This is a genomic window from Burkholderia humptydooensis, from assembly GCF_001513745.1.
Taxonomy (GTDB): domain Bacteria; phylum Pseudomonadota; class Gammaproteobacteria; order Burkholderiales; family Burkholderiaceae; genus Burkholderia; species Burkholderia humptydooensis.
Genome location: NZ_CP013380.1, coordinates 2925131 through 2942721, shown reverse-complemented (window position 1 = coordinate 2942721; position 17591 = coordinate 2925131). Strand labels below are relative to the sequence as shown.

The window sequence follows — 17591 nt, the reverse complement described above, 5'->3', positions numbered from 1 at the left end:
AGGACCATTCACCATCATGGTTGAACTTGAAATAGACGGCAAGAAGGTCGAGGTGCCCGAAGGCAGCATGGTGATCCAGGCTGCGCACAAGGCGGATACGTACATCCCTCACTTCTGCTATCACAAGAAGCTGTCGGTTGCGGCCAACTGCCGGATGTGTCTCGTCGAAGTCGAGAAGATGCCGAAGGCCGTGCCCGCGTGCGCGACGCCCGTGTCGGCCGGCATGATCGTCCACACCAACTCTGACAAGGCCGTGAAGGCGCAGCAGTCGGTGATGGAGTTCCTGCTCATCAACCATCCGCTCGACTGCCCGATCTGCGATCAGGGCGGCGAATGCCAGTTGCAGGATCTCGCGGTCGGCTACGGCAAGTCGGCGTCGCGCTATGCGGAAGAGAAGCGCGTCGTGTTCCACAAGGAAGTCGGCCCGCTCATCTCGATGGAAGAGATGTCGCGCTGCATCCACTGCACGCGCTGCGTGCGCTTCGGCCAGGAAATCGCCGGCGTGATGGAGTTCGGCATGCTGGGCCGCGGCGAGCATTCGGAAATCACGACGTTCGTCGGCAAGACGGTCGACTCCGAGCTGTCGGGCAACATGATCGACCTGTGCCCGGTCGGCGCGCTGACGAGCAAGCCGTTCCGCTACAGCGCCCGCACGTGGGAGCTGTCGCGCCGCAAGTCGGTGAGCCCGCACGATTCCGTCGGCGCGAACCTCGTCGTGCAAGTGAAGAACAACCGCGTGATGCGCGTGCTGCCGTTCGAGAACGAAGCCGTCAACGAGTGCTGGATCTCGGATAAGGACCGCTTCTCGTATGAAGGCCTGAACAGCGAAGAGCGCCTGACGAAGCCGATGATCAAGCAGGGCGGCGAGTGGCGCGAAGTCGACTGGCAGACGGCGCTCGAATACGTCGCGCGCGGCCTGAAGGGCATCGGCGACGAGCACGGCCCGGCTGCGATCGCCGCGCTCGCGAGCGCGCACAGCACGGTCGAGGAACTGTTCCTGCTCAAGCAGCTCGCCCACGAACTGAAGACGCCGAACGTCGACTTCCGTCTGCGCCAGGCCGATTTCTCCGCCGCCGCGCAAGGCGCGCCGTGGCTCGGCATGCCGATCGCCGATTTGTCGGCCGTCGACGCGTCGCTCGTCGTCGGCTCGTTCCTGCGCCGCGATCATCCGCTCTTCGCGGCGCGCCTGCGCCAGGCGGCGAAGGGCGGCGCGAAGCTGCACTTCCTGCACGCGACGGGCGACGACGCGCTGATCCCGACCGCGCAGCGCATCGTCGCCGCGCCGTCGGCATGGCTCGACGCGCTCGCGGGCATCGCGGCTGCCGTCGCGCAGGCGCGCGGCGTGGCGCTGCCGGATGCGCTGGCGGGCGTGGAAGCGTCGGACGCCGCACGGGCGGTTGCGCAATCGCTCGCGAACGGCGAGCGCCGCGCCGTGCTGCTCGGCAACGGCGTCGTCCAGCATCCGCAATTCGCGCAGATCCACGCGATCGCGCAGTGGATCGCCGACAACACGGGCGCGACGCTCGGCTTCCTGACGGAAGCGGCGAACACGGTGGGCGCGCACCTCGTCGGCGCGCTGCCGGGCGCGAACGGCCTCAATGCACGCGACGCGTTCGCGCAGCCGCGCAAGGGCTACGTGCTCCTGAACGTCGAGCCCGAATTCGACACCGCCGATCCGGCGCAGGCGCTCGCTGCGCTGAAGCAGGCGGAGACGGTCGTCGTGCTGTCGCCGTTCAAGTACGGCCTCGACTACGCGGACGTGCTGCTGCCGATCGCGCCGTTCACCGAGACGGCCGGCACGTACGTGAACGCGGAAGGCCGCGCCCAGTCGTTCAACGGCGTCGTGCGTCCGCTCGGCGACACGCGTCCCGCATGGAAGGTGCTGCGCGTGCTCGGCAGTCTGCTCGGCCTGCCGAACTTCGAGTACGAGACGTCGGAAGAAGTGCGTCTCGCCGCGCTCGGCGACGGCGAAATCGCGCCGCGTCTGTCGAACAAGACGGCGGCGGCGCCCGCGCGCGCAGCCGCGCGGGCCGCGAACGGCGCGCTCGAGCGTCTCGCCGACGTGCCGATCTATCATGCCGACGCGCTGTCGCGCCGCGCGGGCGCGCTGCACCTGACGGCCGCATCGAAGGCGGCGCACAAGGCGGGCCTGCCCGCCGCGCTGTTCGACAAGCTCGGCCTGAAGAACGGCGACGCGGTGCGCGTGCGCCAGGGCGATCGCACGGTGCAGTTGCCGGCCGTGCGCGAGGAGAATCTTGCGGAAGCCGTCGTTCGCGTGTCGGCGGCCACGCCTGCCGGCGCAGCGCTCGGCAGCCTGTCCGGTGAACTGGTGGTGGAGAAGGCGTAAATGAGCTTGTTCGATACGATCAACTCGGGCGGAGCCCAGCTTCTCGGCTTCGCGTGGCCGACGGTGTGGGCGCTCGTGCGCATCCTCGTCGTCGCCGTCGTGATCCTGCTGTGCGTCGCGTACCTGATTCTGTGGGAGCGCAAGCTGATCGGCTGGATGCATGTGCGTCTCGGTCCGAACCGCGTCGGCCCCGCGGGTCTTCTGCAGCCGATCGCCGACGTGCTGAAGCTGCTGCTCAAGGAAGTGATTCATCCGACGGCGGCAAACCGCTGGCTGTATCTGATCGCGCCCGTGATGACGGTCGTGCCGGCGTTCGCGGTGTGGGCGGTGATCCCGTTCCAGGCGGGCGCCGTGCTGGCGAACATCAACGCCGGCCTGCTGTACGCGATGGCGATCTCGTCGGTCGGCGTCTACGCGGTGATTCTCGCCGGCTGGGCGTCGAACTCGAAGTACGCGTTCCTCGGCGCGATGCGCGCGGCCGCGCAGATGGTGTCGTACGAAATCTCGATGGGCTTCGCGCTCGTGCTCGTGCTGATGACGGCGGGCAGCCTGAACTTGTCGGAGATCGTCGGCTCGCAGCAGCATGGCTTCTTCGCGGGCCACGGCGTCAATTTCCTGTCGTGGAACTGGCTGCCGCTGCTGCCCGTCTTCGTCATCTACTTCATCTCGGGCATCGCCGAAACGAACCGCCACCCGTTCGACGTGGTGGAAGGGGAGTCGGAGATCGTCGCGGGTCACATGATCGACTACTCGGGGATGGCGTTCGCGCTGTTCTTCCTCGCCGAGTACATCAACATGATCGTGATCTCGGCGCTCGCGGCGACGCTGTTCCTCGGCGGCTGGGACGCGCCGTTCGAATTCCTGTCGTTCATTCCGGGCATCTTCTGGCTGGTGCTGAAAGTCTTCGCGCTGCTGTCGGTGTTCATTTGGGCCCGTGCGACGTTCCCGCGTTACCGCTACGACCAGATCATGCGCCTCGGCTGGAAGGTGTTCCTGCCCGTCTGCGTGATCTGGGTGATCGTGGTTGGTTTCTGGATGATGTCGCCGCTGAATATCTGGAAATAAAGGGCGGACGAAATCATGACGGCAATCCAACACTTCTTTAAGACCTTCTTCCTGACCGAGCTGCTCAAGGGGCTCGCGCTGACCGGACGCTACACGTTCAAGCGCAAGTTCACCGTGCAGTTCCCCGAGGAAAAGACGCCGATCTCGCCGCGCTTTCGCGGGCTGCACGCGCTGCGCCGCTACGAGAACGGCGAAGAGCGGTGCATCGCGTGCAAGCTGTGCGAAGCGGTGTGCCCGGCGATGGCGATCACGATCGAGTCGCAGACGCGCGAGGACAACACCCGTCGCACGACGCGCTACGACATCGACCTGACGAAGTGCATCTTCTGCGGTTTCTGCGAAGAGAGCTGCCCGGTCGATTCGATCGTCGAGACGCAGATCCTCGAATATCACGGCGAGAAGCGCGGCGACCTGTACTTCACGAAGGACATGCTGCTCGCGGTGGGCGATCGCTACGAGAAGGAGATCGCGGCCGCGAAGGCCGCCGATGCTCGGTATCGATAACCCGATGCGCCGGCCCGCTCGCCGGGCCGGCGAGTCGCGGCAGCGCCGCGGCACGCCCGGCGGTGCCAGCCAACCGCGCCTGACAATGGCCTAATGATGAACCGGTAATCATGGACTTCACGACCGTACTCTTCTACATCTTCTCGCTGCTCCTCGTGGTGTCGGGGCTGAAGGTGATCACATCGCGCAACCCGGTGGCGTCTGCGCTTTTCCTCGTGCTCGCGTTCTTCAACGCGGCCGCGATCTGGATGCTGCTCGAGGCCGAGTTCCTCGCGATCCTGCTGGTGCTCGTCTACGTGGGCGCGGTGATGGTGCTGTTCCTCTTCGTCGTGATGATGCTCGACATCAACATCGACGTGCTGCGCCGCGACTTCAGGCGCTTCGTGCCGATGGCCACCGTGGTCGGCGCGATCATCGTCGTCGAGACCGCGCTGATCCTGTGGCGCGGCTACGGCGCGACGGGCTCGCCCGTGCACGACATGGCCGCGGGCGCGGCGGCCGGCATGCCGAACACGAAGCTGATCGGCAAGGTCATCTACACCGATTACATCTTCGCGTTCGAGATCGCGGGCCTCGTGCTGCTCGTTGCGATCATCGCCGCGGTTGCGCTGACCGCGCAGAAGGGCAAGGACAGCAAGCGCCAGCGCGTGTCCGAGCAGGTGAAGGTGCGCCGCGAGGATCGCGTGCGTCTCGTGAAGATGCAAGCCGACAAGCCGCAGCCGGAAACCGCCGCGAGCGACGCCGCGTCGGGCTCGAACAACGGCTAAGCGAGAGGAGAAGAATCTATGTTGACCTTGGCTCATTACCTCGTGCTCGGCGCGATCCTGTTTGCGATCGCGATCGTCGGGATTTTCCTGAACCGCCGGAACATCATCATCATCCTGATGGCGATCGAACTGATGCTGCTCGCGGTGAATACCAATTTCGTCGCGTTCTCGCATTATCTGGGCGACGTCCACGGCCAGATCTTCGTGTTCTTCGTGTTGACGGTCGCGGCGGCGGAAGCCGCAATCGGCCTCGCGATTCTGGTGACTCTGTTCCGTAAGCTCGACACGATCAATGTCGAGGATCTCGATCAGCTCAAAGGTTAATTTCAGGCAACGCTGTTATGTCAACGACACTCAATGAAAACCTGCTGCTGGCGATTGCGCTCGCTCCGCTGGCGGGCTCGCTGATCGCGGGGCTGTTCGGCAACGCGGTGGGGCGCAAGGGCGCGCATCGCGTGACGATTCTCGGCGTCGCGGTCTCGTTCGTTCTTTCCGCGCTGGTGTTCTTCCAGGTGCTGGACGGCGCGAGCTACAACGCGACCGTCTACGAATGGATGAACGTCGGCTCGCTGAAGCTCGAGGTGGGCTTCCTCGTCGACACGCTGACCGCGATGATGATGGTCGTCGTCACGTTCGTGTCGCTGATGGTGCACATCTACACGATCGGCTACATGTCGGAAGAGGACGGCTACCAGCGATTCTTCTCGTACATCTCGCTGTTCACGTTCTCGATGCTGATGCTCGTGATGAGCAACAACTTCCTGCAGTTGTTCTTCGGCTGGGAAGCGGTGGGTCTCGTGTCGTACCTGCTGATCGGCTTCTACTTCACGCGTGAGAGCGCGATCTACGCGAACATGAAGGCGTTCCTCGTGAACCGCGTCGGCGACTTCGGGTTCCTGCTCGGCATCGGCCTCATCCTCGCGTACGCCGGCTCGATGAACTACGGCGAAGTGTTCGCGAAGCGCGCGGAGCTCGCGTCGCTGAATTTCCCGGGCACCCAGTGGGGCCTGCTGACCGTCGCGTGCATCTGCCTGTTCATCGGCGCGATGGGCAAGTCCGCGCAATTCCCGCTGCACGTGTGGCTGCCCGACTCGATGGAAGGCCCGACGCCGATCTCCGCGCTGATTCACGCGGCGACGATGGTGACGGCCGGCATCTTCATGGTCACCCGCATGTCGCCGCTGTTCGAGCTGTCTGACGCCGCGCTGTCGTTCATCACGGTGATCGGCGCAATCACGGCGCTCTTCATGGGCTTCCTCGGCATCGTCCAAAACGACATCAAGCGCGTCGTCGCGTATTCGACGCTGTCGCAGCTCGGCTACATGACGGTCGCGCTCGGCGTGTCCGCGTACCCGGTCGCCGTGTTCCATCTGATGACGCACGCGTTCTTCAAGGCGCTGCTGTTCCTCGGCGCGGGCTCGGTGATCATCGGCATGCACCACGATCAGGACATGCGCAACATGGGCGGCCTGCGCAAGTACATGCCGATCACGTGGATCACGTCGCTCGTCGGCTCGCTCGCGCTGATCGGCACGCCGTTCTTCTCGGGCTTCTACTCGAAGGACTCGATCATCGACGCGGTGAAGCTGTCGCACCTGCCGGGCTCGGGCTTCGCGTACTTCGCGGTCGTCGCGAGCGTGTTCGTCACCGCGCTGTACTCGTTCCGGATGTACTTCCTCGTCTTCCACGGCGAAGAGCGCTTCCGTCATCCGAAGGAATTCGGCAACAACCACGGCGCCGAATCGGCCGCGCATCACGGCCATGACGAAGACCACGGTCACGGCCACGCGCACGAGCCGCACGAAACGCCGTGGGTCGTCTGGGTGCCGCTCGTGCTGCTCGCGATTCCGTCGGTCATCATCGGCGCGATCGCGATCGGCCCGATGCTGTACGGCGATTTCTTCCAGCACGGCGTCGCGTTCGACAAGGTGATCTTCATCGGCCAGAACCACCCGGCGCTCGCCGAGATGGCGGAGGAATTCCACGACTGGGCGGCGCTCGGCCTGCACTCGATCTCGTCGCTGCCGCTCTGGCTCGCGCTCGCGGGCGTCGTCGTCGCGTGGTTCCTGTACCTGAAGCGCCCGGGTCTGCCGGCAGCGATCCGTCGCGCGTTCGGCCCGATCTACACGCTGCTCGACAACAAGTACTACATGGACAAGATCAACGAGGTCGTGTTCGCGAAGGGTTCGATCGCGATCGGCCGCGGTCTGTGGAAGGAAGGCGACGTCGTGGTGATCGACGGCCTCGTCAACGGCAGCGCGCGCTTCATCGGCTGGTTCGCCGGCGTGATCCGCTTCCTCCAATCCGGTTACATCTATCACTACGCGTTCGCCATGATCATCGGCATGCTGGGGCTCCTGACCCTGTTTGTAACGCTCGGCGGCAAATAAGGCGGGGACGACTAATGCACTCTTTTCCGATTCTCAGTACCGCGATCTGGTTGCCGATCGTATTCGGCCTCGTCGTGCTCGCGGTCGGTTCCGATAAAAATCCGGGCGCGGCGCGCTGGATTGCGCTGATCGGCTCGCTCGCGAGCCTGGCCGTCACGATTCCGCTGATCACGGGCTTCGACTCGAGCACCGCCGCGCTGCAGTTCGTCGAGCAATCGACGTGGATCGAACGTTTCAACATCACGTATCACCTCGGCGTCGACGGCATCTCGATGTGGTTCGTCGTGCTGACCGCGCTCATCACGGTGATCGTCGTGATCGCCGGCTGGGAGGTGATCACCGAGCACGTGTCGCAGTATCTCGCCGCGTTCCTGATCCTGTCGGGGATCATGGTCGGCGTGTTCTCGGCGGCTGACGGCCTCTTGTTCTACGTGTTCTTCGAGGCGACGCTGATCCCGATGTACATCATCATCGGCGTGTGGGGCGGCCCGAACCGTGTGTACGCGGCGTTCAAGTTCTTCCTGTACACGCTCGCCGGCTCGCTGCTGATGCTGGTCGCGCTGATCTACCTGTACACGCAGACGCATTCGTTCGATCTCGCGACGTGGCAGAACGCGAAGATCGCGATGACGCCGCAGGTGCTGCTCTTCATCGCGTTCTTCCTCGCGTTCGCGGTGAAGGTGCCGATGTGGCCGGTGCACACCTGGCTGCCGGATGCGCACGTCGAGGCGCCGACGGGCGGCTCGGTCGTGCTGGCCGCGATCATGCTGAAGCTCGGCGCGTACGGCTTCCTGCGCTTCTCGCTGCCGATCACGCCGGACGCGAGCCACTTCTTCGCGCCCGCCGTGATTGCGCTGTCGCTGATCGCGGTGATCTACATCGGCCTCGTCGCGATGGTGCAGGCGGACATGAAGAAGCTCGTCGCGTATTCGTCGATCGCGCACATGGGCTTCGTCACGCTCGGCTTCTTCATCTTCAACCAGCTCGGCGTCGAAGGCGCGATCGTCCAGATGATCTCGCACGGCTTCGTGTCGGGCGCGATGTTCCTTTGCATCGGCGTGCTGTACGACCGCCTGCACTCGCGCCAGATCGCCGACTACGGCGGCGTCGTCAACGTGATGCCGAAGTTCGCCGCGTTCGCGATGCTGTTCTCGATGGCCAACTGCGGCCTGCCGGGCACGTCGGGCTTCGTCGGCGAGTTCATGGTGATCCTCGCGTCGGTCCAGTACAACTTCTGGATCGCGTTCGGCGCGGCGTTCACGCTGATTCTCGGCGCGGCGTACACGCTGTGGATGTACAAGCGCGTGTACTTCGGCGCGGTGACGAGCGACAAGGTCGCGAAGCTGTCGGACATCAGCCGTCGCGAATTCACGATGCTCGCCGTGCTCGCCGCGTTCACGCTGCTGATGGGCCTCTATCCGAAGCCCTTCACCGACGTGATGCACGTTTCCGTGGAAAACCTCCTCTCCCACGTCGCGCAGTCGAAACTGCCGCTGGCCCAGTAAGCCCGAGCGGAGGATACAAAGATCATGCAAAACGCACCTATGAATGTCCTGTTGCCCGATGCGCTGGTGATGGCCGCCATCGTCGTCGCCTGGCTGAACGACACCTTCGTCGGCGCAGCCGGCCGCCGCCTCACGTATCTGATCGCGGTCGTCGCGTCGGCGGCGGCGGGCGTGTGGTTCGCGCTGCAAGCCTTCGATCCGCAGCAGTACTACGTCTTCTCGCGAATGGTCGTGGTCGATTCGTTCGCGAGCGCGATGAAGGCGGTCGTGTCGCTCGGCTTCGCGGTGACGCTCGTCTACTCGCGCAAGTACCTCGAGGATCGCGACCTGTTCCGCGGCGACGTGTTCCTGCTCGGCATGTTCTCGCTGCTCGGCCAGCTCGTGATGATCTCGGGCAACAACTTCCTCACGCTGTACCTCGGCCTCGAGCTGATGTCGCTGTCGCTGTACGCGGTGATCGCGCTGCGTCGCGACGCGACGCAGTCGAGCGAAGCCGCGATGAAGTACTACGTGCTCGGTGCGCTCGCCTCGGGCTTCGTGCTGTACGGGATCTCGATGCTGTACGGCGCGACGGGCTCGCTCGAGCTGAACGAAGTGCTGAAGGCGGTCGCATCGGGCCACATCAACGACGCGGTGCTGCTGTTCGGCGTGATCTTCATCGTTGCGGGCGTCGCGTTCAAGCTCGGCGCCGTGCCGTTCCACATGTGGGTGCCGGACGTCTACCAGGGCGCGCCGACCGCGATGACGCTGTTCGTCGGCGGCGGCCCGAAGGTCGCGGCATTCGCGTGGGGCCTGCGCTTTCTCGTGATGGGCCTGCTGCCGCTCGCGGTCGACTGGCAGGAAATGCTCGTGATCCTCGCGGCGCTGTCGCTGATCGTCGGCAACATCACCGGTATCGTCCAGCGCAACATCAAGCGGATGCTCGCGTACTCGGCGATCTCGAACATGGGCTTCGTGCTGCTCGGCCTGCTCGCGGGCGTGGTGGGCGGCAATCCGTCGTCGGCGGCGAGCGCGTACAGCTCGGCGATGTTCTACACGATCGTCTACCTCGTGACGACGCTCGGCTCGTTCGGCGTCGTGATGCTGCTCGCCCGCCGCGACTTCGAAGCCGAAACGCTCGACGACTTCAAGGGCCTCAACAAACGCAGCCCGGTGTTCGCGTTCGTGATGATGGTGATGATGTTCTCGCTCGCCGGCATTCCGCCGACGGTCGGCTTCTACGCGAAGCTCGCGGTCCTCGAGGCGACGGTCAACGCCGGCCTCACGTGGCTCGCGGTGCTCGCCGTCATCACGTCGCTGTTCGGCGCGTTCTACTATCTGCGCATCGTCAAGCTGATGTACTTCGATGCGCCGCAGGACACGACGCCGATCGCGGGCGATGCGTGCAAGCGCACGATCCTCGTGCTCAACGGCCTCGCGGTCGTCGTGCTCGGCATCGTGCCGGGCCCGCTGATGACGGTCTGCCTGCAGGCGATCAGCCATACGCTGCCGCTGTAATGTCGGCCGCCGGCTGGTTCATCGTGCTGTTGGCGCTCGTCGGCGCCAACCTGCCGTTCCTGAATCAGCGCCTGTTCGCCGTCGTGCCGCTGAAGAGTGGAGCGACGGCGAAAAAGAGCGCGTGGCTCCGGATCGGCGAAATGATCGTGCTGTATTTCGTCGTCGGTGCGCTGGGCTTCTGGCTCGAATCGCGCGCCGGCAATCGCTTCGAACAGGGCTGGCAGTTTTACGCGATCACCTTCAGTCTTTTCGTGGTGTTCGCGTTTCCCGGCTTCACGTTCCAGTATCTCGTCAAACGGCGCTGACGGCGTAGGCCGTCGCGCCCCACTGCGGAGCCGCCGATGGCCGATTTGCCGAATCACGACGCCACCCTCACGGAAACTTGCATCGAAAGCGCGTCCGTCTACGACGGCTCGTTCCTGAAGGTCAAGCGCGACACGGTTCGCCTGCCGGACGGCAAGCATGCGACGCGCGAATACGTGACGCATCCGGGCGCGGTGATGGTCATCCCGCTCTTCGACGACGGCCGCGTGCTGATGGAGAGCCAGTATCGCTATCCGATCGGCAAGGTGATGGCCGAATTCCCGGCAGGCAAGCTCGACCCGGACGAAGGCGCGCTCGCCTGCGCGGTTCGCGAGCTGCGCGAGGAAACCGGCTACACCGCGCGCGAATACGTGTTCCTCACGCGCATTCATCCGATCATTTCGTATTCGACCGAATTCATCGACATCTATCTCGCGCGCGGCCTGACGGCGGGCGAGCGCAAGCTCGACGACGGCGAGTTTCTCGAGACGTTTACGGCGACGCTGCCGGACTTGCTCGAATGGGTGCGCGCCGGCCAGATCAGCGACGTCAAGACGATTATCGGCACGATGTGGCTCGAGAAGGCGATGTCGGGCGCGTGGCCGCTCGGCGACGTGATCCGGCCGTAGCGCCGCGCCGAGCGGGGTGTTTTGCGAAGGGATACAATCGGTGCCGTCGGTCGGCTCGATCGTGTACTTTTTTCGACTGAATTTAGCACGATCGTTCAAAAAATTTCCATTTGCGATACACTGGCAGCACGCCCTGATTTAGCATGAAGGTCCTCGATTTGCAGTGCCCGCATGGCCATCGGTTCGAAGGCTGGTTCGCGTCGGCCGATGAGTTCGAAGCGCAGTTGTCCCGCAAGCTGGTCGAATGTCCGGTGTGCGGGGCGACCGAGGTCAGCCGCATGCCGTCCGCGCCGCGCCTGAATCTGTCGGGCGCGACGCGGGCGCAGCCGGCCGATCCGCGCGCGCTTCAGGCGCAGGCGCTGCGCGCGCTGCGCGAGGTGCTGGCGAAGACCGAGAACGTGGGCGAGCGCTTCGCCGAGGAAGCGCGGCGCATTCACTACAATGAAGCGCCCGCGCGCGGCATTCGCGGCGTGACCACGCCCGAAGACGCGCAAGCCTTGGCCGAAGAGGGCATCGACGTGATGCCGCTGCCGGTTCCCGCCGCGCTGAAAGAGCCTCTGCAGTGATCGACCGCTGATCGCTGCGCGGCCCGCGGGCGGCCGGCGCGGTCAGAGGAGACACTGCGCATGGATCTCGATTATTCCCCCGCCGACGACGCGTTCCGCGCCGAAGTCCGCGCGTGGCTCGAGGCGAATCTGCCTCGCGCGCTGCGCGACAAGGTTCTCAACCACAAGCGTTTGAATCGCGACGACTTCGCGAGCTGGCACCGGCTGCTCGGCACGCGGGGATGGTCCGCGCCCGCGTGGCCCGCCGAGTACGGCGGGCCCGGCTGGAACGCGACGCAGCGCCATGTCTGGGAAGAGGAGTGCGCGCGGATCGGCGCGCCGCCCGTGCTGCCGTTCGGCGTGTCGATGGTCGCGCCGGTGCTGATGAAGTACGGCAGCGACGCGCAAAAGCGCCGCTATCTGCCGCGCATCCTCGACGGCACCGACTGGTGGTGCCAGGGCTACTCGGAGCCCGGCTCGGGCTCGGACCTCGCGTCGCTGCGCACGCGCGCCGAGCGCCGCGGCGATCATTACGTCGTCAACGGCCAGAAGACCTGGACGACGCTCGGCCAGTACGCGGACATGATGTTCTGCCTCGTGCGCACCGATCCCGACGCGAAGAAGCAGGAAGGGATCTCGTTCCTGCTGATCGACATGACGTCGCCCGGCATCACGGTGCGCCCGATCGTCACGCTCGACGAGGATCGTGAAGTCAACGAAGTGTTCTTCGAGGACGTGAAGGTGCCCGTCGAGAATCTCGTCGGCGACGAAAATCGCGGCTGGACCTACGCGAAGTATCTGCTCGGGCACGAGCGCACCGGCATTGCGCGCGTCGGCGCATCGAAGCGCGAGCTCGATTTCCTGAAGCGCATCGCGTCGCGCGAGCGCAAGAATGGCAAGCCGCTCATCGCCGATCCCGTGTTCGCCGCGAAGATCGCCGCGCTCGAGATCGAGCTGATGGCGCTCGAAGTCACGGTGCTGCGCGTCGTCAGCAGCGAGGCGAGCGGGCGCGGGCCGGGGCCGGAGGCGTCGATGCTGAAGATCAAGGGCACCGAGATCCAGCAGGCGCTGACCGAGCTGATGGTCGACGCGATCGGGCCGCTCGCCGCGCCGTTCGACGCCGCGTTCCTCGAAGGCGAGCGCGAGCACAGCGTCGCCGGCGACGACGACGCGGCGCCGCTCGCCGCGTATTACTTCAACTACCGCAAGACGTCGATCTACGGCGGTTCGAACGAAATCCAGAAGAACATCATCGCGCAGATGATTCTCGGACTGTGAGGAGCGGCGCCATGAACTTCACCTTCAGCGAAGAACAACAGCAATTCGCCGACGCGCTGCGCCGCTATCTCGACGGGCGCTACGGCTTCGACGCGCGGCGCGCGATCGTCCATTCGGACGCAGGCGTGTCCGCAGACCAGTGGCGCGCGTTCGCCGAACTGGGCCTGACCGCGCTGCCCGTGCCCGAAGCGCACGGCGGCTTCGGCGGCGGCGCCGTCGACATGCTCGTCGCGACGCAGGAGCTTGGTCGCGCGCTCGTCGTCGAGCCTTATTGGGCGACGGCGGTCGGGATCGAGGCGCTGCGCGTCGCGGGCTCGGGCGGCGGCGAGGATGCGGCGCTCCTCGAGCGCGTGGCGCAGGGCGACGCGAAGCTCGCGGTCGCGTTCCACGAGCCGTACGCGCGCCACGATCTGTTCGCGATCGAGACGCTCGCGCGGCCAGGCGGCGACGGATTCGTGCTGACGGGCGTCAAGTCGGTCGTCCGGCACGGCGCGCAGGCGGACGTGCTGATCGCGCCCGCGCGGCTGCCGAACGGCGCGATCGGCCTCTTCGCGATCGCGCGCGGCGCGGCGGGCGCGGATATTGTCGACTACCGGACGATCGACGGCCAGCGCGCGGCGACGGTCCGCTTCTCGGACACGCCCGCTCGCGCGCTCGCGGGCGGCGAGCGCGACGCCGCCGCGCTCGAGAAGATCGCCGACTACGGCGTCGTGCTGCTGTGCGGCGAGGCGATCGGCGCGCTCGACGCGCTCAACCGCGCGACGCTCGACTACACGAAGACGCGCGAGCAGTTCGGCGTGCCGATCGCGCGCTTCCAGGCGCTGCAGCACCGGATGGTCGACATGCTGATCCACGCCGAGCAGGCGCGCTCGCTTACCTATCTCGCCGCGGTGCGCTATGCGAGCGGCGACGCGAACGCGCGCCGCAAGGCGGTGTCGGCGGCGAAGGCTCGCGTCGGGCAGGCCGCGCGCTTCGTCGGCCAGCAGGCGGTGCAACTGCACGGCGGGATGGGCGTCACCGACGAGGTCGCGGCCGCGCATCTGTTCAAGCGTCTGTCGATCATCGAAACCACGCTCGGCGACGTCGATCACCACCTCGCACGTTTTGCGTCGCTGCCGGATTTCGCGGCGCTGCAGGATGCCTGAGCGGGCGGCGCCCGCCCGCTTCATTTCACGGAGAAGCTCGATGGGTATCAGTTACGAAGACCTGGAAGTCGGCGGTAGAACCGAAGTCGGCAAGCATCGATTCACGGCCGACGAGATCGTCACGTTCGCGCAGGCTTACGATCCGCAACCTTTCCACGTCGACGCGGAAGCGGCGAGGTCGTCGATGTTCGGCGGGCTCGTCGCGAGCGGCTGGCATACGTGCTCGGTGTTCATGGGCATGCTCGTGCGCAACGTGCTCCAGGGCTCGACGAGCATGGGCTCGCCCGGCATCGAGGGAATTCGCTGGATCAAGCCGGTGCGCGCGGGAGACACGATCACGATGTACAACAAGGTCCTCGACAAGCGGCTGTCCGAGAGCAAACCGGATCGCGGGATCGTGACGACCGAATGGGAAGGCGTCAACGAGCAGGGCGAGATCGTCATCACCGTGCGCTCGAAGGTGATCTTCGGGCTGCGTTCGCCGCAGGGGAGCGCATGACGGCGAGCGCGAACGAACTGCCGGTCGTCGCGTCGGCCGACGCGCTGCGCGCGCGGGTCGGAGCGGCGCCGCTCGCGAGCGGCTGGATCGACGTCGACCAGGCGCGCGTCGACCGGTTCGCCGATGCGACGGGCGATCGTCAATGGATTCACGTCGATCCCGAGCGCGCCGCGCGCGAGTCGCCCTTCGGCGGACCGATCGCGCATGGTTTTCTCACGCTGTCGCTGATTCCGGCGCTGATGACCGGCGCGCTGCGCTTCGAACAGCGCATGGGCGTGAACTACGGCCTGAATCGCGTGCGCTTCCTGAAGCCGGTGCCGGTCGGCTCGCGCGTGCGTGCGCTGTTCGCGGTGAAGGAGACGGGGCCAGCGAAGCAGGGCGGCGTGCAGGCGGTCTGGACGGTGTCGGTGGAGGTCGAACTGGGCGGCCAGCCGGTGCCGGCCTGCTCGGCGGAGTTCATCACGCTGCATTATTTCTGAGCGGGGTTCGCGCGGCGGATGCATGTGTGGTCTCGCGCACGGACGCGCGACCTTTCGGAAACTTATCGTGCCCTTACAACGACCGGAAGGGGACGACGATGAACCGATCGCAGCCAGTTTTCGCCGCATTCGCCGCCGCGTGCGCGCTCGCCGCCGGCGGCACGGCGCAGGCATGGGCCGCGCCTGCCGACGTCACCGTCTATCCGGCTGGCAACGGAAGCGATCAGGCCGATGCGCTGCAAGGGGCGCTCGATGCGTTGCAGACCGGCCAGCGCCTCGTGCTCGCGCCGGGGCAGTATGTCGTCGGGCGTTCGCTGCTCGTGAAGAATCCGCAGGTCGTGGTGTCCGGCTATGGCGCGACGCTCGTCGCGACGAACGATGCCGACCAGACCATCGAGATGCGCGGCCAGAATTCGACGCTCGTCGGCGTCGCGCTGGTCGGCGCGGGCACGACGCGGCTCACGACGCCGGAATCGACGAAGGTGGAGGTGACGGGCGCGGGCGTCCAGGTGCTCGACGTCAAGGTGCACGGCGGCGCGAGCGCGGGCATCTTCGTGTTCGGCGGCGCGGACGTCGCCATCGTCGGCAACACGGTTCAGGACACGCTCGCCGACGGCATCCATACGACATACGGCTCGCGCAACGTGCTGGTGCGCGACAACACGGTGCAGCACACCGGTGACGACATGGTCGCGGTCGTCAGCTACAAGGGGGACGGCAAGCTCAGCAGCAACGTGCTGATCCAGAACAACACGCTGCTCGGCAACTACTGGGGGCGCGGTGCGACCGTGGTCGGCGGCGCGGACGTGACGATCACCGGCAACACGGTGCGGAACGTGCAGAAGGCGGCCGGAATCCTCGTGGGGCAGGAGGACGGCGCGAACACTTACGACGCGCGGAACGTCATCGTGTCGAACAACACGGTGTCGGACATCGAATTGCCCGATCCGAACAACACGCGTTCGCCGACCTACATGGCCGCGATCGACGTCAATACCTGGTCGGGCAAGGCGGCCGGCGTGTCCGCGACCGACAACCGGATTGCCCGAGTTCAGTACGCCGGCGTGCGAGCGCTCGGCAACGTCTGCCAGTTGCGCGTGTCGCGCAATGCGCTCGCGTCGGTCGGCGGCACGCCGATCGCGCTGCAACAGGCGCCGAGCTGCGCGGCGGGCCAGATCGTGTGCGCGTCGAATACGCTGGACGGCGCCGCGCTGGCGTCGCCGGCAGGCTGCTCGGCGACGGACGGCTTGACGATCACCGGGGCGAACGTCGCGCGCATGCCGCAGGTGCGGGAGTACTTGCGGCAGACGCCGACGTCGTCCGCGGCGAAGGCGGGCGCCGCCGCATCGGGCTCTTGAGGGGCCGGCGCGTGACGGCCCCCGCGAGTGCGCCGCGCGAAGCGCGCGTCAGGCTGGTCGCGGCGCGTGACGCGCGAGCTCGAGTTTCGCGATCGCGTTGCGGTGGACCTCGTCCGGCCCGTCCGCAAAGCGCAGCGTGCGCGCGCTCGCGTATGCATAGGCGAGCGGGAAGTCGTCGCTGACGCCGCCGCCGCCGTGCGCCTGGATCGCCCAGTCGATCACCTGGCACGCCATGCTCGGCGCGACCACCTTGATCATCGCGATCTCGCCGCGCGCCCCCTTGTTACCGACGGTGTCCATCATGTACGCGGTCTTCAGCGTGAGCAGGCGCGCCTGCTCGATCATGCAGCGCGCCTCGGCGATCCGTTCCTGCGTGACCGTTTGCGCGGCGACCGGCTTGCCGAACGCGATGCGCTCCGACGCGCGCCGGCACATCAGCTCGAGCGCGCGCTCCGCGAGCCCGACGAGCCGCATGCAGTGATGGATGCGGCCCGGCCCGAGCCGGCCCTGCGCGATCTCGAAGCCGCGTCCTTCGCCGAGCAGCAGGTTCGACGCGGGCACGCGCACGTCCTCGAGCGTGATCTCCATGTGGCCGTGCGGCGCGTCGTCGTAGCCGAATACGTTCAGCGGCCGGTGCACGGTGACGCCGTGCGCGTCCGACGGCACGAGAATCATCGACTGTTGCGCGTGGCGGGGCGCGTCCGGGTCCGTCTTGCCCATCACGATGTAGAGCTTGCAGCGCGGGTCGCCCGCGCCCGACGACCACCATTTATGGCCGTTGATCACGTAGTTCTCGCCGTCGCGCTCGATGCGCGTGCGGATGTTCGTCGCATCCGACGACGCGACTTCGGGCTCCGTCATCAGGAACGCCGAGCGGATCGCGCCGTCGAGCAGCGGCTCGAGCCACGTCGCCTTGTGCGCATCGGTGCCGTAGCGCTCGAGCGTCTCCATGTTGCCGGTGTCGGGTGCATTGCAGTTGAAGACCTCCGGCGCCCACGGCACGCGGCCCATGATTTCGCAAAGCGGCGCGTATTCGAGGTTCGTGAGGCCGGCGCCGCGCGCCGAATCGGGCAGGAACAGGTTCCACAAGCCCGCGGCGCGCGCCTTCGCCTTCAGTGTCTCGATCAGCTCGACCGGCCGCCATGCGTTGCCGGCGCGCCGGTTGCGCGCGATTTCTTCGTAGAACGCGCGCTCGTTCGGATAGATGTGCTCGTCGAAGAACGCGTTGAGCCGGGCGCGCAACGCTTCGACTTTCGGGGCGTAATCGAAATGCATGGCTG

At 66.1% G+C, this 17591-nt stretch carries 17 protein-coding genes; 16 read left to right on the top strand and 1 reads right to left on the bottom strand.

Annotated elements, in window-relative coordinates; translation table 11 throughout:
• The first annotated feature begins 16 nt into the window (after positions 1-16).
• The 16 genes from nuoG (at position 17) to AQ610_RS13015 (ending at position 16311) form a co-directional block, all read left to right on the top strand.
• Positions 17-2347 (top strand): NADH-quinone oxidoreductase subunit NuoG, encoded by a 2331-nt coding sequence (gene nuoG / locus AQ610_RS13090; protein ID WP_006025108.1) that lies wholly within the window; start codon positions 17-19, stop codon positions 2345-2347.
• Complete coding sequence (gene nuoH, locus AQ610_RS13085) at positions 2348-3412, top strand: NADH-quinone oxidoreductase subunit NuoH (protein WP_009911792.1); 1065 nt, start codon at positions 2348-2350, stop codon at positions 3410-3412.
• A gap of 15 nt (positions 3413-3427) precedes the next feature.
• Positions 3428-3916 carry an NADH-quinone oxidoreductase subunit NuoI gene (gene nuoI / locus AQ610_RS13080; RefSeq protein ID WP_006025110.1) on the top strand — a complete coding sequence of 163 codons (489 nt, stop codon included), beginning with the start codon at positions 3428-3430 and terminating at the stop codon, positions 3914-3916.
• Between the two features lie 110 nt (positions 3917-4026).
• Positions 4027-4683 (top strand): NADH-quinone oxidoreductase subunit J, encoded by a 657-nt coding sequence (locus AQ610_RS13075; protein WP_006025111.1) that lies wholly within the window; start codon positions 4027-4029, stop codon positions 4681-4683.
• Positions 4684-4701: 18 nt separating this feature from the next.
• Complete coding sequence (gene nuoK, locus AQ610_RS13070) at positions 4702-5007, top strand: NADH-quinone oxidoreductase subunit NuoK (RefSeq protein WP_004185739.1); 306 nt, start codon at positions 4702-4704, stop codon at positions 5005-5007.
• A 17-nt stretch (positions 5008-5024) separates the two neighbouring features.
• On the top strand, positions 5025-7073 hold the full coding sequence (gene nuoL / locus AQ610_RS13065; protein WP_006025112.1) for an NADH-quinone oxidoreductase subunit L: 2049 nt from the start codon (positions 5025-5027) through the stop codon (positions 7071-7073).
• A 14-nt stretch (positions 7074-7087) separates the two neighbouring features.
• Positions 7088-8578, top strand: coding sequence for an NADH-quinone oxidoreductase subunit M (locus tag AQ610_RS13060; RefSeq protein ID WP_006025113.1), 1491 nt, complete (start codon positions 7088-7090; stop codon positions 8576-8578).
• A 39-nt stretch (positions 8579-8617) separates the two neighbouring features.
• Positions 8618-10075 carry an NADH-quinone oxidoreductase subunit NuoN gene (gene nuoN, locus AQ610_RS13055; protein ID WP_006025114.1) on the top strand — a complete coding sequence of 486 codons (1458 nt, stop codon included), beginning with the start codon at positions 8618-8620 and terminating at the stop codon, positions 10073-10075.
• Positions 10075-10380 carry a DUF2818 family protein gene (locus AQ610_RS13050; RefSeq protein WP_006025115.1) on the top strand — a complete coding sequence of 102 codons (306 nt, stop codon included), beginning with the start codon at positions 10075-10077 and terminating at the stop codon, positions 10378-10380. The genes nuoN and AQ610_RS13050 overlap by 1 nt, the downstream gene beginning before the upstream one ends.
• 36 nt (positions 10381-10416) lie before the next feature.
• Positions 10417-11007 carry an NUDIX domain-containing protein gene (locus tag AQ610_RS13045; protein WP_006025116.1) on the top strand — a complete coding sequence of 197 codons (591 nt, stop codon included), beginning with the start codon at positions 10417-10419 and terminating at the stop codon, positions 11005-11007.
• A 143-nt stretch (positions 11008-11150) separates the two neighbouring features.
• The gene (locus AQ610_RS13040; protein ID WP_006025118.1) at positions 11151-11573 is read left to right on the top strand and encodes a DUF1178 family protein; all 423 of its coding nucleotides are present in this window, start codon (positions 11151-11153) and stop codon (positions 11571-11573) included.
• A 60-nt stretch (positions 11574-11633) separates the two neighbouring features.
• Complete coding sequence (locus tag AQ610_RS13035) at positions 11634-12830, top strand: acyl-CoA dehydrogenase family protein (RefSeq protein WP_006025119.1); 1197 nt, start codon at positions 11634-11636, stop codon at positions 12828-12830.
• An 11-nt stretch (positions 12831-12841) separates the two neighbouring features.
• Complete coding sequence (locus tag AQ610_RS13030; RefSeq protein ID WP_006025120.1) at positions 12842-13975, top strand: acyl-CoA dehydrogenase family protein; 1134 nt, start codon at positions 12842-12844, stop codon at positions 13973-13975.
• Positions 13976-14015: 40 nt separating this feature from the next.
• Positions 14016-14474 carry a MaoC family dehydratase gene (locus AQ610_RS13025; RefSeq protein WP_006025121.1) on the top strand — a complete coding sequence of 153 codons (459 nt, stop codon included), beginning with the start codon at positions 14016-14018 and terminating at the stop codon, positions 14472-14474.
• Positions 14471-14953, top strand: coding sequence for a MaoC family dehydratase (locus AQ610_RS13020; protein ID WP_006025122.1), 483 nt, complete (start codon positions 14471-14473; stop codon positions 14951-14953). Before AQ610_RS13025 ends, AQ610_RS13020 begins: the two co-directional genes overlap by 4 nt.
• Before the next feature lie 98 nt (positions 14954-15051).
• Positions 15052-16311 carry a right-handed parallel beta-helix repeat-containing protein gene (locus tag AQ610_RS13015; RefSeq protein WP_006025123.1) on the top strand — a complete coding sequence of 420 codons (1260 nt, stop codon included), beginning with the start codon at positions 15052-15054 and terminating at the stop codon, positions 16309-16311.
• Positions 16312-16359: 48 nt separating this feature from the next.
• Here the strand turns inward: AQ610_RS13015 and AQ610_RS13010 are convergent, their stop codons facing one another.
• On the bottom strand, positions 16360-17586 hold the full coding sequence (locus AQ610_RS13010) for an acyl-CoA dehydrogenase family protein (RefSeq protein ID WP_006025124.1): 1227 nt from the start codon (positions 17584-17586) through the stop codon (positions 16360-16362).
• Positions 17587-17591 lie beyond the last annotated feature (5 nt).

Bases quoted from the DNA above. Each gene is read 5' to 3' on its own strand.
- nuoK (WP_004185739.1), top strand. From the start codon at position 4,702: ATGTTGACCTTGGCTCATTACCTCGTGCTCGGCGCGATCCTGTTTGCG.
- AQ610_RS13075 (WP_006025111.1), top strand. From the start codon at position 4,027: ATGGACTTCACGACCGTACTCTTCTACATCTTCTCGCTGCTCCTCGTG.
- AQ610_RS13015 (WP_006025123.1), top strand. From the start codon at position 15,052: ATGAACCGATCGCAGCCAGTTTTCGCCGCATTCGCCGCCGCGTGCGCG.
- AQ610_RS13020 (WP_006025122.1), top strand. From the start codon at position 14,471: ATGACGGCGAGCGCGAACGAACTGCCGGTCGTCGCGTCGGCCGACGCG.
- AQ610_RS13050 (WP_006025115.1), top strand. From the start codon at position 10,075: ATGTCGGCCGCCGGCTGGTTCATCGTGCTGTTGGCGCTCGTCGGCGCC.
- AQ610_RS13040 (WP_006025118.1), top strand. From the start codon at position 11,151: ATGAAGGTCCTCGATTTGCAGTGCCCGCATGGCCATCGGTTCGAAGGC.
- nuoL (WP_006025112.1), top strand. From the start codon at position 5,025: ATGTCAACGACACTCAATGAAAACCTGCTGCTGGCGATTGCGCTCGCT.
- AQ610_RS13045 (WP_006025116.1), top strand. From the start codon at position 10,417: ATGGCCGATTTGCCGAATCACGACGCCACCCTCACGGAAACTTGCATC.
- nuoN (WP_006025114.1), top strand. From the start codon at position 8,618: ATGAATGTCCTGTTGCCCGATGCGCTGGTGATGGCCGCCATCGTCGTC.
- AQ610_RS13060 (WP_006025113.1), top strand. From the start codon at position 7,088: ATGCACTCTTTTCCGATTCTCAGTACCGCGATCTGGTTGCCGATCGTA.
- AQ610_RS13010 (WP_006025124.1), bottom strand. From the start codon at position 17,586: ATGCATTTCGATTACGCCCCGAAAGTCGAAGCGTTGCGCGCCCGGCTC.
- AQ610_RS13035 (WP_006025119.1), top strand. From the start codon at position 11,634: ATGGATCTCGATTATTCCCCCGCCGACGACGCGTTCCGCGCCGAAGTC.
- AQ610_RS13030 (WP_006025120.1), top strand. From the start codon at position 12,842: ATGAACTTCACCTTCAGCGAAGAACAACAGCAATTCGCCGACGCGCTG.
- AQ610_RS13025 (WP_006025121.1), top strand. From the start codon at position 14,016: ATGGGTATCAGTTACGAAGACCTGGAAGTCGGCGGTAGAACCGAAGTC.
- nuoG (WP_006025108.1), top strand. From the start codon at position 17: ATGGTTGAACTTGAAATAGACGGCAAGAAGGTCGAGGTGCCCGAAGGC.
- nuoH (WP_009911792.1), top strand. From the start codon at position 2,348: ATGAGCTTGTTCGATACGATCAACTCGGGCGGAGCCCAGCTTCTCGGC.
- nuoI (WP_006025110.1), top strand. From the start codon at position 3,428: ATGACGGCAATCCAACACTTCTTTAAGACCTTCTTCCTGACCGAGCTG.